Annotated in this window: 10 protein-coding genes and 2 pseudogenes; 11 read left to right on the top strand and 1 reads right to left on the bottom strand. The window is 39.6% G+C overall.

What is annotated here, in order from left to right:
- Nucleotides 1-9 precede the first annotated feature (9 nt).
- The 4 genes from NSQ44_RS12310 (at nucleotide 10) to NSQ44_RS12295 (ending at nucleotide 5127) form a co-directional block, all read left to right on the top strand.
- Nucleotides 10-1491, top strand: coding sequence for a glutamate synthase subunit beta (locus tag NSQ44_RS12310; protein ID WP_063388146.1), 1482 nt, complete (start codon nucleotides 10-12; stop codon nucleotides 1489-1491).
- Between the two features lie 270 nt (nucleotides 1492-1761).
- Nucleotides 1762-2982, top strand: coding sequence for a DNA polymerase IV (locus NSQ44_RS12305; RefSeq protein WP_445659505.1), 1221 nt, complete (start codon nucleotides 1762-1764; stop codon nucleotides 2980-2982).
- Between the two features lie 110 nt (nucleotides 2983-3092).
- Nucleotides 3093-4505 carry an NADP-dependent phosphogluconate dehydrogenase gene (gndA, locus tag NSQ44_RS12300; protein ID WP_340857177.1) on the top strand — a complete coding sequence of 471 codons (1413 nt, stop codon included), beginning with the start codon at nucleotides 3093-3095 and terminating at the stop codon, nucleotides 4503-4505.
- Nucleotides 4506-4731: 226 nt separating this feature from the next.
- Nucleotides 4732-5127: a hypothetical protein gene (locus NSQ44_RS12295; RefSeq protein WP_340857176.1), complete on the top strand. Its 396-nt coding sequence runs from the start codon at nucleotides 4732-4734 to the stop codon at nucleotides 5125-5127.
- 73 nt (nucleotides 5128-5200) lie between these two features.
- On the opposite strand, the gene NSQ44_RS19055 is transcribed toward NSQ44_RS12295, so the two are convergent.
- Entirely contained in the window at nucleotides 5201-5269 is a 69-nt protein-coding gene (locus tag NSQ44_RS19055; protein ID WP_445659533.1) for a LuxR C-terminal-related transcriptional regulator, read from the bottom strand.
- Nucleotides 5270-5709: 440 nt separating this feature from the next.
- Between NSQ44_RS19055 and NSQ44_RS12290 the strand changes: the two are divergent.
- The 7 genes and pseudogenes from NSQ44_RS12290 (at nucleotide 5710) to NSQ44_RS12260 (ending at nucleotide 14725) form a co-directional block, all read left to right on the top strand.
- Nucleotides 5710-7622 (top strand): annotated as a pseudogene (locus NSQ44_RS12290) (glycoside hydrolase family 127 protein).
- 953 nt (nucleotides 7623-8575) lie between these two features.
- Nucleotides 8576-9235, top strand: a complete 660-nt coding sequence (locus NSQ44_RS12285; RefSeq protein ID WP_340857175.1) for a GntR family transcriptional regulator — start codon at nucleotides 8576-8578, stop codon at nucleotides 9233-9235.
- Nucleotides 9236-9407: 172 nt separating this feature from the next.
- Nucleotides 9408-10694, top strand: a complete 1287-nt coding sequence (locus NSQ44_RS12280) for a cytosine permease (RefSeq protein WP_340857174.1) — start codon at nucleotides 9408-9410, stop codon at nucleotides 10692-10694.
- Between the two features lie 64 nt (nucleotides 10695-10758).
- Nucleotides 10759-11442 carry a biuret amidohydrolase gene (gene biuH / locus NSQ44_RS12275; RefSeq protein ID WP_340857173.1) on the top strand — a complete coding sequence of 228 codons (684 nt, stop codon included), beginning with the start codon at nucleotides 10759-10761 and terminating at the stop codon, nucleotides 11440-11442.
- A gap of 48 nt (nucleotides 11443-11490) precedes the next feature.
- Nucleotides 11491-12831 (top strand): annotated as a pseudogene (locus NSQ44_RS12270) (allophanate hydrolase); the annotation flags it as partial.
- 111 nt (nucleotides 12832-12942) lie between these two features.
- Nucleotides 12943-13293: a hypothetical protein gene (locus NSQ44_RS12265; RefSeq protein ID WP_340857172.1), complete on the top strand. Its 351-nt coding sequence runs from the start codon at nucleotides 12943-12945 to the stop codon at nucleotides 13291-13293.
- Nucleotides 13294-13690: 397 nt separating this feature from the next.
- Nucleotides 13691-14725: a DUF1835 domain-containing protein gene (locus NSQ44_RS12260; RefSeq protein WP_340857171.1), complete on the top strand. Its 1035-nt coding sequence runs from the start codon at nucleotides 13691-13693 to the stop codon at nucleotides 14723-14725.
- The last annotated feature ends 23 nt before the right edge of the window (nucleotides 14726-14748 follow it).

Genomic DNA, 14748 nt, shown 5'->3' with positions numbered 1-14748 from the left:
GGGAGACTCGTGGGAAAAGCAACAGGTTTTATGGAGTATGTACGCGAAGAAGAGAAAAAACGTGATCCGCTTTCCCGCCTTGATGATTGGAAGGAATATTCATTCCCGTTTTCAAATGAAACACTTGCCAGACAAGGTGCCCGCTGCATGGACTGCGGGACTCCTTTCTGTCATATGGGAATGGAGATTAACGGCTTAACATCAGGTTGTCCGATTCATAATTTAATCCCTGAATGGAATGATCTTGTTTATAGAGGTAGATGGAAGGAAGCGCTGGACCGTCTTTTAAAAACAAATAATTTTCCTGAATTTACCGGAAGGGTTTGCCCTGCACCGTGTGAAGGATCTTGTACGGTTGCGATTTCAGATCCTGCTGTTGCCATTAAAGGCATCGAGCGCGCAATAATCGATAAGGGCTTTGACGAAGGATGGGTTCAGCCGAGAATTCCTGAAAAGCGCACAGGTAAAAAAGTCGCTATTGTTGGGTCAGGTCCTGCCGGTCTGGCATGTGCGGATCAATTGAACCAAGCGGGACATTCCGTTACGGTTTATGAGCGGGCTGATCGAATCGGCGGGTTATTAATGTACGGTATTCCGAATATGAAGCTTGAGAAGGAAATTGTTGAAAGAAGAGTGCGTCTTTTAGAAGAAGAAGGAATTACGTTTATAACTAATACGGAAGTAGGCAAAGACATCACCGCTGATGAGCTTCGCTCCCAATATGATGCTGTTGTTTTATGCACAGGAGCGCAAAAGCAGCGTGATCTTGTGATTGAAGGAAGAGAATTAAACGGCGTGCACTTTGCGATGGATTATTTAACAGAAACGACGAAAAGCCTGCTCAATTCTAATTTTGCAGACAAAAAGTTTATTGATGCAAAAGATAAGCATGTCATCGTCATTGGCGGCGGTGATACAGGTGCTGACTGTGTAGCGACAGCATTGCGGCAAAAGTGTAAAAGCGTTGTGCAATTTGGTAAACATCCAGCCTTGCCGAAGGAGCGGGCAGAAGGCAATCCATGGCCTCAAGCTCCGCTGGTCTTTACGTTAGATTATGCATATGAGGAAGCCAAAAGCAAATTCGGACAGGATCCTCGTCAATTTTGCATCCAAACAAAGAAAATTGTCGGCGATGAAAATGGCAATGTAAAAGAATTGCATACGATTCAAATGGAAAAATCATTTGATGAAAACGGCAATGCGGTGTTTAAAGAAATACCCGGCACAGAAAAAGTATGGCCGTGCGATTTAGTCTTTATCGCAATCGGCTTTGAAGGGCCGGAACAGCCTGTTCTGAAGCAATTTGGCGTTGAAACGGTAAACCGGAAAGTGAACGCTCCGTACGGCAAATTTACAACAAATGTAGAAGGCGTATTTGCCGCAGGTGACGCAAGAAGAGGACAGAGCTTGATTGTCTGGGCGATTCATGAAGGAAGAGGTGCCGCAAGGGAAGTGGATCGTTTCTTAATGGGAGCGACGAATTTACCTTAAAATTATATTTTGAAATCCCGGGGCTGTCTAGAAAGTCAAATCGCCATTGAAGATAAAAAAATCATAAACACCGATATATCAACGTTTCTAACACATTAATGGGGGCGTCAATAAGCCGTAAAAACGACTTATTAGACACCCCCTTTCCTTTATTTTTAAAGCATTTGCATAGCAGGCTGCAAGAAATGCCAGCTTCATTCAGCTCTGTCCGCCCATTCAAAAGAACAAGGGAGCCTCTTTTATTTATGTATGGTACAATGATATTGGGTGATGTGTATGAGCCGCGTTATTTTGCATATTGATATGAATAGTTTTTACGCTTCTGTTGAGGCTGCCTTTGATCCGTCGTTAAAAGGGCTGCCGCTTGCGATAGCCGGCAACCCGGAGGAGAGGAAAGGAATTGTTGTGACTTGCAGCTATGAAGCTAGAGCGTTTGGGGTAAAGACGACCATGCCAGTATGGGAGGCAAAGAAGCTTTGCCCGAATTTAATTGTCAAAAAGCCCCGTTTTGATCGTTATCGAAAAGCATCGAAAGCAATGTTTGCGATTTTATGTTCATACACACCGATTGTAGAGCCGGTTTCTATAGACGAAGGATATATGGATGTCACAGACGTCGCAAGACATCCGCTCGATCTGGCAAAAGAAATTCAACAGCGGCTTCTTGATGAGCTGGAGCTGCCGTCCAGCATCGGAATTGCCCCGAATAAATTTTTGGCTAAAACAGCTTCTGATATGAAAAAGCCTTTAGGCATAACGGTTTTAAGGAAGAGGGATATTAAAGAGAAATTGTGGCCTCTTGATGTAGAAGAGATGCATGGCGTAGGGGCGAAAACAGCTGAAAAATTAAAGAAGATCGGAATTCGGACAATCGGTGACCTTGCAAGAGGGAACGACGTTCAACTAGAAAAAATAATTGGCATTAATGGATTAAGGTTAAAAGAAAAAGCAAACGGCATTGACCATCGCCCGGTTGATCCATCGTCCGTTTATGATTTTAAAAGCGTCGGAAATCAGATGACGCTGCCCGAAGATGCAACAAATGAAGAAGAGTTAAAGAATGCCCTGAAAAGTTTGGCGAAATCGGTAAGTCTCCGATTGAAGAAAAAAGAGGCGGTAGCGACAAAAATTGCAGTGATGCTTCGCTATAAAGACCGGACGACTGTAACAAAAAGTATGAAATTAGAAAACCCAACCGATGATGAAAGAACAATTTTCCAGCATGCTTTGATTGTTTTTCAAAAGCTGTGGAAAAACGAGCCTGTGCGCCTGCTCGGCATAACAGGGCAGGATGTGATGCACAAAAAAAATGCTTTTAAACAGCTTGATCTATTTACTTTTGAAGAAGAAGCGAAAAATGAACCGCTCCATCAGGCGATAGAAAAATTGTCTGAAAAATATGGAGAAGGAATTATCAAAAAAGGACTGAGCATGCATAAAGAGATTGATTCTTTCGGCTCGAGCTTCGGGAAAGATTTTTTCTTTAAATAAGTTTTTTAAACCTGTACTTTGTATATGGCTTTGACTTGAAAACAATCTATTAATTATGGTATTTTCAGTTCTGTAGAATAGTTATTCGAAATAGAAAGGGACGTATTCATATGTCAAAACAGCAAATAGGTGTTATCGGATTAGCAGTAATGGGAAAAAATTTAGCATTGAATATTGAAAGCAGAGGCTACAGCGTTTCTGTCTACAACCGTTCTTCAGAAAAAACAGACGAAATGCTAAAAGAAACAGCAGGAAAAAAAATCGTCGGAACGTATAGTATAGAGGAATTTGTCAATTCTCTTGAAAAGCCTCGAAAAATTTTACTGATGGTTAAAGCGGGTGCTGCGACTGATGCAACTATTGAACAGCTTCTTCCATATCTCGATGAAGGAGATATTTTAATTGATGGCGGAAATACATATTATAAAGATACTCAACGCCGCAGCAAACAGCTCGCTGAACGCGGCATCCATTTTATTGGCACAGGGGTTTCCGGCGGGGAAGAAGGAGCTTTAAAAGGCCCTTCCATCATGCCGGGAGGACAAAAAGAGGCTCATGAGCTTGTGCGTCCAATTTTTGAAGCGATCGCCGCTAAGGTGAATGGTGAGCCGTGCACCACCTACATTGGTCCAGATGGAGCAGGACATTACGTAAAAATGGTGCATAACGGCATTGAATACGGAGATATGCAATTAATTTCCGAAGCTTACTTCATTTTAAAACATGTTCTAGGATTAAATGCTCAAGAGCTTCATGAAGTGTTTGCTGAATGGAATAAAGGAGAGCTCGACAGCTATTTAATTGAAATTACAGCAGATATTTTCACAAAAATCGATGAAGAAACAGGAAAACCGCTTGTCGATGTCATTCTTGACACCGCCGGGCAAAAAGGAACAGGAAAATGGACAAGCCAAGACGCGCTCGATTTAGGAATCCCTCTTCCGATCATTACTGAATCGGTATTTGCCCGTTTTATTTCCGCCATGAAGGAAGAGCGTGTTAAAGCAAGCAAACTGTTGAGCGGACCGAATGTACGGCCTTATGAAGGAAGCAAGGAAGAACTCATTGAAGCTGTTCGCAAAGCGCTGTACATGAGCAAAATTTGTTCTTATGCTCAAGGGTTTGCGCAAATGAAAGCAGCAAGCGAAGAATATAATTGGAATTTAAAATACGGCGATATTGCCATGATCTTCCGCGGCGGCTGCATCATCCGCGCAGCGTTTTTGCAAAAAATCAAAGACGCTTACGATCGCGACCCTGATCTTCCAAACCTACTGTTGGACCCTTATTTTAAAGAAATTGTTGAAAGCTATCAGGGAGCTTTACGACAAGTTATTGCGATTGCCATCGAAAGAGGAATTCCAGTGCCGTGCTTCTCTGCCGCTCTTGCTTATTATGACAGCTACCGCACTGAAACATTGCCGGCAAACTTAATTCAAGCACAGCGCGATTATTTCGGCGCTCATACGTATCAGCGTGTTGACAAAGAAGGCATCTTCCATACAGATTGGCTGAATAAATAACGATAAAAAGCATCGGTTTTAACCGATGCTTTTTCATTTCGCCATGATTCCTTTCTCGTGAGCACCGTTCTGCTATTTTTCATTTTGAAAAAGAAAAATACAAAATTTTTCTTGATAAAAATTTCAACATAAATTACTATAAATTCAAATAAAGGTTATATATTCCATTAAGATATAAAACTAGACTTATAATTCATTTGCTAAAAAGCGAGATGAGTGATAAAAAATGATCCAATGGATAAAGGATAATAAATTTTCCAGCTATGTATTGTTTTTTATTGCTTTTACATTGTCGTTCATTTCGATCATTCTGTCCATCTATATATCGATGGGCTCAGAGGCGGAAAATATTCCAATCATGCTGAAAAAAGAAGGAGCGCCGGCTTATGCAATTTTCGGAATTGTCCTCGTGTTTATTATATTATCAGTCATAATGCAATTATTTGTAGGAGCTTCCATTACTCATTTTTTCGTAAAATTTCTATTTAGAATTCCTTTACAATTTTCTTTATTTTATAGAGTTTATCTTATTTTCACTTCTTTTTTAGCGCTATCGATTATTTGGCAATTGTTTATGTTCCGAGATACTTCGAATATTTTTTTCATTTTAGCTCAAGTTTGAGACCATTTCACTACATGTGGATAACTAAACTTACCTTTTAAATAAGCCTAATTTTTTTTGCTGCTTTTTTCTTTCATTTTTTTAAAATGTTGTTGACATGGTTTTTGACCGTTCGGATGGAAATGAACATTTCACCTGCAATTTCACGTATTATCTATGAACTCTAATATTTTTCATTCGGTTGGCGTTAGTTGTGATTGGATTTTTCCCATCTTATATTGATTTTCTATCTTTTTAACTTGCAAAATTCTTTGGTCAAGTCCAAATTATTGTGTAAATTCCCCCCCTATGAACTTTACCTTCTATAATTTGGATGGGGATGTTTAATAAGTCGTTTTTCGGCTTATAGACGCCCTTTTAATGTTTTAGAAATGTTGATAGATTGATATTTTTCAATGAGGATTTGACTTTTTAGACAGCCTCTATTGGATATATTTTTTAACTATCACTTTTTTGATTAATTCTTTCACAAACCGTTTCGTTTATATCTAAATTCGGTACAAAATAAATTAAGATAGAAATGAAGAATATTTATGAAAGGAGGAAAATTTTTTAAAGTACATGATAAGGGAGTGGTTTGAAATGAAATCGACAATTATCAAAAATGTGAAAGTGGATGATAAATTTTGGAAAAAATTTATGAATGTTGTGAGGGATGAAGTGATTCCTTACCAATGGGAGGCTTTAAATGACCGAATTCCCGATGCAGAACCGAGCCATGCAATTGAAAATTTAAGAATTGCTGCTGGCGAATCAGAAGGTGAATTTTACGGGATGGTATTTCAAGATAGCGATGTTGCAAAGTGGCTGGAAGCGGTGGCTTATTGTCTGGAAAGCGAACCTAATGCTGAATTGGAAAAAATGGCGGATGAGGTCATTGAACTGTTGGAAAAAGCACAACAGCCTGATGGTTATCTAAACACGTTTTATACCGTAAAGGAGCCTGGTAAACGCTGGACAAATCTTAGAGATAATCATGGACTGTATTGTGCAGGACATCTTATTGAGGCAGCTGTCGCTTATTACAAAGCGACCGGGAAAAAGCGATTTGCAAATACGCCGATTATATTGCCGCTGTTTTTGGCAAAGGCGAGAACCAGATTCCCGGATACCCGGGACATCAAGAAATTGAACTGGCTCTTTTAAAACTTTATGATGCCACAGGGAACGAAAGGTATTTGAATTTAAGTAAATATTTTATTAATGAGCGCGGACAGCAGCCCCATTATTTTGATATAGAGAAAAAAGAAAGAGGGGAAACCAAACCTTTTTGGTTTCATGATGGCTATATCTATCACCAAGCCCATATTCCTGTCAGGGAACAAACAAAGGCTGTCGGACACGCGGTAAGAGCACTGTATATGTATACAGCCATGGCAGATCGTGCCTCAAAAACCAAGGATGAATCTTTAAAGGAAACTTGCAAAACATTATGGGAAAATGTAACGAAACGAAAAATGTATATAACTGGAGGAGTTGGCTCAAGTGCGTTTTGGGAATCTTTTACGTTTGACTTTGACTTGCCGAACGATACAGCATATGCGGAAACATGCGCATCAATTGCATTAGTGTTTTGGACGAATCGTATGCTGAATCTTGAGATGAATGGAAAATATGCAGACGTAATGGAGCGTGCTTTATATAACGGTACAATCAGTGGAATGAACTTAGACGGAAAAAAATTCTTTTATGTCAATCCTCTTGAAGTTTGGCCAGAGGCATGCACTCGCCATGATAAACGGCATGTAAAACCAGTCAGGCAAAAATGGTTCAGTTGTGCTTGTTGCCCGCCTAACTTAGCAAGGTTAATTGCTTCTATTGGTCATTATATCTATTCGCTGAAACAAAATGAACTGTTTGTACATCTATATGTTGGCAGTGAAATATATGCGAATGTTAACGGCCAAATCGTGGGGGTATCCCAAAAAACTGACTATCCTTGGGATGGCACCGTAACCATTACCGTTTCACCACAATCAGATTGTGAATTTACACTTGGACTGCGCATTCCTGGATGGTGCAGAGGTGCTCAACTAAAAATAAACGGTGAGGCGGTCGATATAACTCCATTCCTAAAAAATGGATATGCGTATTTAAAACGTACATGGCAAAATGATGATCAGATTGAATTATTCCTTCCAATGCCGATTGAACGTATAAAGGCAAATCCAAATGTGCGGGCAAATGCCGGCAAAGTTGCATTACAGCGAGGTCCAATTGTGTACTGCTTGGAAGAAGTGGATAATGGCTCAAATTTGCCAAATATCTACCTCAGTCGTGATGCAAAACTGTTTGCCAGCTTTGAACCCGATCTACTCGGTGGTGTTACGGTTATTACTGGTGAAGCAGAGCGAATTGATGAGGCGGTATGGGATGATGAATTGTACAAACCAGTGAATGTGCAAACAAGAACAGCAAAATTGAAAGCAGTTCCTTATTATGCTTGGTGCAACCGGGAAAGCGGAGAAATGTTAGTCTGGATTCATGAAAAATAAGATCAATTGAAGTGGGAAGAAAGTACAGACATTTTCTGATTTCCAAGTTTTAAAGAATATGCCTTGCTTCCTGAAATTCAAAAACAGCAAGAATCAATATTTTTAAAATATTTGGAATCTAACATAAGGTAAAAGTGAAGGCTCTTTTTGATGGCGGATGCAATTGAACGAAATCTTTTTAATGGGAACAGACAGATAGCGGTTGAAACATCCACCTTGCTTTTGGCTTTAAAGGGTGGATGATTTTTTTATTGCGGTTGCTTTTGCAATTACATTCTTATTGTTTTTGAGACGCTAGTGATTTTGCAACGACAGGATGTGCAACATTTTTTGTTATGTACTTGAGGAAAATATTGGTGAATTTCAACATCTGTAGCTTTTGAAAATGTTTTTTTCTTTTCCAAAACTATGACAAGTTGTAAAAATGGTTGGCGATTTGTTTTTTAGAGCCGTCCATTCCTCGGCATTTTAAACAGAACCATTTCTGCTTTTTTCTTATTCCAACACGCAACTGGAAAGAGTGAGCACTCATTCTTAGGTAAACATATTTCCACTTTTAGATAGTACATAAGACAATTTTTCGACATTTTTAACAGAGACAATAATTGGTTAGGCTTCAAGCGGCTGTCTCTCCGTTTCCTTGTCAATTTAAGAAAATCCCGCACCACTTGGTATAAGGAAGCCATTCCTTTGAAAACTTATCAAGTAATGTAAGAAAATATAACATAAAAATGAAAGATAAAAAATATTTGATGTCAATAAGAAATTTTAAAAAAACTATGTAAAAAAATATCACATAATTATGGAATGTATTTTTTGTTTTTCATAATATACTAAACAAGAGATGGTTTATGTGATCACATATCTTATATTTCGGTTATGAAAAGCATTCTATTTATTGTTGCTGTTTGATGTGATCACAAATCACAAAAAATGCCGGGAGAGGTATCAGTATGGCCCAAAAAATTAATGTTTCGACTGTCAATCATGAAGTTTATGTAAGGCTTAGGGAACAGATAATGCGCGGTGAAATTGTTCCAGGCGAGAAAATTTCAATCCGGCACATTGCCGAGCAGTACGGAGTCAGTACTATGCCTGTCAGGGAAGCGTTAAGACAATTGCAAGCAGAGGGATTTGTGTATTTTCAAAGACGAAGCATTATTGTGAGGCAGCTGACCGTTAAAGAGGTGCAAGAAATTTTTGCGATAAGAATGCGTTTAGAGACGTTGGCCATTGAATGGGCATTGCCGAACATAACACCAAATAATATATCTGAATTAAAAGAGGTTGTTTGTCAAATGGATGATGATGAGATCCAATATTTTGAATGGCATCAGCTAAATCAAAAATTTCATTTGTTATTTTATGAACAATCAGGATCTAAACAATTGAATCAACTCATTAAAAAGGTTTGGGATATGGTTATTCCTTATATGTATATCTATACATACAAGGCGGACTCCTTAAAGGTCGGCCAAAAAGAGCATCACGACATTTTAAAGTTAGTGGAGCAGCAGAAATTAAACGAACTGTTAAGTTTGATTGCCGATCATCTGAACCGCACATGCGGCACGATTGTCAAGGAATTGCGCAAAATAGATTGCAAATTATAAATAAAATCCATATAGGTTTGGAGGGATTCGCATGTTAGGAAGGTGCATTGTTCATGGTGATATGCCAAAATCGGCAGACATCATGTTAAGCGTTAGACAAGCACTCAATGAATCTGGTTGGACTGTTTATTCATAAAACATGAATGAATAAAAAAAGATAGGAGTGGATATGATGGAAAATCCAAAAGACGCCATTTTAGAAGAAGAATATGAAAATGAGCCAGTCCCTCTTGAGAAACGAAAAAGCTTATTATCCGTCTCATTTGTTTGGATCGGGTTTCCGATGATTATTACAAGTGCAGTAACTGGTGCAGCAATAGTCGCTGCATTAGGGTTTTTGAAGGGACTGTCAGCGATTTTGATCGGGAACCTCATATTATTTGCGTATGTCGGAATGTTGGGTGTCCTTTCGACGAAAAAAGGGTATAACTTTGGATTGCAGGCAGCCGTTACGTTCGGCAAAAAAGGATCGATTCTAGTGTCTGGTTTATTATCGACGCTTGTTATCGGCTGGTTTGCCGTTCAAGTAGGTTTAACTGGTTCCAGCATGCACGAGGCCTTTGGAAGCAATCTAATTGCTGTAACGTTATTAGCAGGGGTTCTGTATATATTGATTACATTATTTGGTGTAAAGGCTTTGACATTGATTGGCGCAGTTTCAGCTCCGTTCTTTGTCATTTTAGGGTTATGGGCTGTGTCAGATGCTGTAAAAAATGCGGGATGGTCATCGATTGTAAACTATAGCGGAGATGGATCGATAGCTTTCGGTGTAGCAGTAACAATGGTTGTCGCATTATTTATTGATTCCGGAACGATGGCAGGTGATTTTAATAGATGGTCTAAAAATACAAAAGAATCGATTCTTGCAACATTTTCAGCGTTTCCATGCGCCAACTTAATTGCGATGTTATTTGGCGGTATTATTACAGCCGCTTCTGTTGAAAACGGCAATGCAGATTTTTTTCAATATATTGCAGCTAAAGGGGGCTTTTTATCAACTGTAGCTGTTTTGCTCTTGTTCTTGAATTTAGGGAGTGTTTGTTCTCACTGTTTATACAACGGAGCTGTTGGATGGTCGACGCTTTTAAATAAAAAGATGCGTTCACTTGCAATCATTTTGGGAATTTTCGGAGTGATTATTGCCATTTCAGGTGCATGGAATTATTTTCCGAACTGGTTGACAATTCTAGGTGTTATTGTACCTCCGATCGGAGCGATCATCATTATCGATCAATTTTTTATTCGAAAACATGCTGGTTTTGAAAATACGATTAGAATTCAACCTTTTATTGCATGGGCAATCGGATCATTCATATCATTTCTTTTGGAATTTTACGCCCCGTTTTTATCTACGGCAGTCGTTGGAATGATAACAGCAGCAATTGCTTATGCTTTTTTATCGTCAGTGGGGCAAAGACAATATCAAAGTTTTGATGAGAAGATCAAAAGAGCGCAATAACGTTTTAATAAAAAAGGGTACAAATCGTGTTCAATTACAAAATAAAGAAAGGAGTTCTCCATCTATGTACGTTGAAGCTTCACCATATAATTGGCCGTTTAATGGGGATTTGAGACCGGAAAACACAGCCTTGCTCATTATTGATATGCAAACCGATTTTTGCGGGAAAGGAGGCTACGTGGATCAAATGAGATATGATTTGTCTTTAACGGCAAGGGCTATTCAGCCTATCAAAAGGCTATTGGAAAGAGTGCGGCAAATTAAAGGTTTTACGATCATTTACACTCGCGAAGGACACAAACCGGATTTATCGGATTTGCCGGAAAATAAATTATGGCGCAGCAAGCAAATCGGCGCTGAGATTGGTTCAAAAGGACCGGCCGGGAGGATTCTTGTCAGAGGCGAGAAAGGCTGGGAAATTATTGATGAATTAAAACCGATGGAAGGCGAGCTTATTATTGATAAACCGGGGAAAGGAAGCTTTTATGCAACGGATTTAGATTTGGTATTAAGAAATAAAGGTATCAAAAATCTGATTTTGACAGGCATTACGACAGATGTATGCGTGCACACGACAATGCGGGAAGCAAATGATAGAGGCTATGAATGTTTAATTTTGGAAGATTGCACAGGTGCGACCGACTATTCCAATCATCTTGCTGCTTTGAATATGGTCAAAATGCAAGGCGGGGTTTTTGGCAGTGTTTCAAGTTCGGAAAAAGTGTTGAAGGCGATTGAAAATTTATAAAAACCTTTTTGCCATCTTTGAAACTGTTCATGGAAAGAGGATGAATTTATGGGTAAAAAAGCTTTTCCTCGCAAGTTGACGATTAAGTGGCTGAGAGAAAAGTATCGAAGCAAAGAACTTACACCAGAGGAAGTTATTAAGGAAATAATTTCTAGAGCAAAAGAAGATGAACACATGAATATTTGGATTACGCCCCCTTCTATAGAACACATTCGCCCGTATTTGGAACGATTATACGAACTGGACTTTGAAAAAACGCCGTTGTGGGGAATTCCATTTGCAATTAAGGATAATATTGACCAAGCAGGGGTGCCGACAACAGCCGGATGTCCTGCATATGCTTATATACCAGCTGAACATGCTGAAGTTGTCGAACGTTTAATTGCCGCAGGAGCGATCCCTTTAGGGAAAACGAACTTGGACCAATTTGCTACGGGCTTAGTGGGAACAAGGAGTCCATATGGAGAAACCTGCAATGCATTCAATGAAGAGTTAATTAGCGGAGGATCAAGCTCTGGTTCTGCCGTAGCAGTCGCTCGTGGCCATGCTCCGTTTTCACTTGGTACAGATACAGCGGGCTCCGGACGTGTCCCTGCAGCCTTGAATCATTTAATCGGTTTGAAACCGAGCTTGGGCGCATGGTCCACTCGAGGGGTTGTTCCCGCATGTGAGAGCATAGATTGTGTGACAGTATTTTCTAACACCTTGGAAGATGCGTTTTTAATAGACTCATTAGCTCGTGGTTTCGATCCCAATTGCCCATGGTCCAGAAATATTCCGCACCCAAAGAAAAAAATGCCTAAGAAAATATGCATACCAAAAGAGACGATTGAGTTTTTTGGCCCTTATGCGAGCGAGTATCGGCATGCTTGGAATGCAGCGATTTCTGCTATAAATCAATTAGGGATCAAAATGGAATATATAGAATCTGCTGTTTTCTGCGAGGCAGCCGACATGCTGTATGAAGGGCCGTGGGTTGCCGAGCGTTGGGCAGCTGTCGGTGAATTTATCAACAAACATTCGAACAAGGTTTTTCCTGTGACAGAAGAAGTTTTGCGATCAGGTGCAGATGATCGGTATAGTGCTGCATCGGTATTCCGAACTATGCACAGGCTGCAGGATTTAAAATGTCAGGTCAGAAAGCTGCTGGAGGATGCTGTTCTTGTCATGCCTACGGTTGGCGGCACATGGACAAGAGAGCAAGTGCGGAACAATCCGTTTGAAACAAATAAAGCTTTGGGGCGGTTTACGAATCACTGCAATTTATTAGACTTATGCGCCATTGCTTTGCCATCTGGTGAGGAATTTGTGAAGATTCCTTTTGGCATCACGTTTTTTGCAACGTATGAAAATGAAGGCTTCATTTTTGCTTTAGCAGATTTATTTATCAAAAAGAAATGTGAAAAATAACACAAAAAGGGCTGTACTATAAGAGTTGGTTAGCTGTCTTATAGTGCAGCCCATTTTTGTTAAAGTGAAAAAGGTGAGATCAAACAAGGGATGAGCCGAGAAAATAAAATGATTAATTTAACTGTCCTGTTATATGTTTGCCCAAAAAGGTTAGTATGTATTGGTCCAGTCTTTTTTGTTGGCTGTAAAACGAATTTCTTTTTTCCTCTAAATCTCGGGGCGATTGTAAGTAAAAAAACGCTTCCCGCCTTAAAATGGGTAAATGCCTATATCGTTTTTGCAGATAGACACATACACTATTTTGAAAAAAATGAGGAGGAGAAAGAAATGGAAAGACAATATGTTGGAAGTTATGATGGTTATTCTGGTTACGGCTATCACCACGGCCACGGCTACCACCACGGTTACGGCGGATATTATCCGGGCTATGGCGGGTATTAACCGAACGGCTATTTATCGTAAATGGCAGGAAGCCTAATCCATTAGTTAAATGCATTCGTTCCTTGCCCACATTTTTCATGTTGAATTCTTGGAAGGCTTTCCGTCCAATAAGCAAAGGATGGAAAGCCTTTGCACAAGTGGCGGGGATAAGGAAATGGTCTTTTCCTGGACTTGCGGTAAGAGAAGAAATATCGCATTTTTCATTAAGGCCATGAAAACTGGATATAAGCCGAAATGTTAAATGTTTAGCTAGAATGTAAAAGAAGGAATTTACTAATGGGAATCCGAAATATTAATAAGAGTTTTTTCAAATGGTGTGGCCGTCATTTCCACTTTTCGAGTATGAAGTTTTTAGAATAAGACAGTACGGGGCACGGACAAAGAAAGGAGTTTTTAAATGCTTGAAATTGAAAAATTAAAAAAAGCTCTCAGCGCATTGCCGGAAAAAGAAGTGAAGTCCTTGCTGTTTCACATCTTCCTTAAAGCTGATTTAGTTAAAGTAACTGAATACACAGAGGCAAATTTTATTCAAGATGTCCTAGAAATCAAGAAAAAGATTGTGGATAGGCTGGAACGGCCGGAAATGGACGAAAAAAGGAACGTTCAGATGGTGCATATTGTGTTTGGACCTTCCGCTGAGGGCAGTTTAAGAATAAGTTTGAAAAATTTAGGGCTGGATGAAAAAGAACGGATCATTTCATTTTGGGAATTATTCTCTGTAGGCCCGGTCTTTCATCTTGAAGAAGAGAACGGTGTCAAAGCGAGATTTGATTGGCTGAAGCAAAACATGAACGAGGAAGATGATCATCTCCAATATCAACAAAAATTTCAACAAACGATTCGGCAAATCGCATCGATACCGGATGGTACGCCGATTACAATATGGACTGGAGAAAACGCCCACGAACAGACAGGAATGCGGTTTGTTCTTTATTTATTAAGGGACAGGCCTCATCAAATCATGATGATCAACACAACAAAAGCGTATCATGATCATTTTCATTCCCCTCATATACAGTTCGTTCCGCTTCACTCCGGTGAAATAGCGCCTGAAAAAATTCAAATACTTTGCGGGCAAAAAAAGCAGCCTTTATCACAGTTGGAACGAGAGCAACTGGAACAAGAATGGCTGGAACTGTCAAACGATCGCGGAAAATTGAGAATATGGCGAAGTGGAAAGATACATAGCGTCCCGGAAGATTATTTTGATTCATTCATCATCCATAAGGCGGAAAAACTGCATGGACAACAGGGAAAGAAAGATTATATGAAAGCAGCCAGACTGATCGGCGAAGTTATCGGTCATTTAGAACAGTATGTCGGGGATCAGTTTATCGAATACCGGGTAAGAAAGCTTATTGAAAAAGGAATTTTTGAAATGGAAGGCAGTTTGAAAGCAATGCGCTACTATCAAGTAAAAATCATCCACTGAATGGAGTGGAGGGGGAAAAGAAT

Source organism: Aeribacillus sp. FSL M8-0254 (assembly GCF_038008845.1).
GTDB classification, from domain to species: Bacteria; Bacillota; Bacilli; order Bacillales; family Aeribacillaceae; genus Aeribacillus; species Aeribacillus composti.
Note: the sequence above shows the minus strand (reverse complement) of the source record. Positions and strands in the feature narration are given on the sequence as shown.

Excerpts from the sequence above, each read along its gene's own strand:
- gndA (WP_340857177.1), top strand. The coding sequence starts at position 3,093 with ATGTCAAAACAGCAAATAGGTGTTATCGGATTAGCAGTAATGGGAAAA.
- NSQ44_RS12295 (WP_340857176.1), top strand. The coding sequence starts at position 4,732 with ATGATCCAATGGATAAAGGATAATAAATTTTCCAGCTATGTATTGTTT.
- NSQ44_RS12305 (WP_445659505.1), top strand. The coding sequence starts at position 1,762 with ATGTGTATGAGCCGCGTTATTTTGCATATTGATATGAATAGTTTTTAC.
- NSQ44_RS12285 (WP_340857175.1), top strand. The coding sequence starts at position 8,576 with ATGGCCCAAAAAATTAATGTTTCGACTGTCAATCATGAAGTTTATGTA.
- biuH (WP_340857173.1), top strand. The coding sequence starts at position 10,759 with ATGTACGTTGAAGCTTCACCATATAATTGGCCGTTTAATGGGGATTTG.
- NSQ44_RS12280 (WP_340857174.1), top strand. The coding sequence starts at position 9,408 with ATGGAAAATCCAAAAGACGCCATTTTAGAAGAAGAATATGAAAATGAG.
- NSQ44_RS12260 (WP_340857171.1), top strand. The coding sequence starts at position 13,691 with ATGCTTGAAATTGAAAAATTAAAAAAAGCTCTCAGCGCATTGCCGGAA.
- NSQ44_RS12265 (WP_340857172.1), top strand. The coding sequence starts at position 12,943 with ATGAGCCGAGAAAATAAAATGATTAATTTAACTGTCCTGTTATATGTT.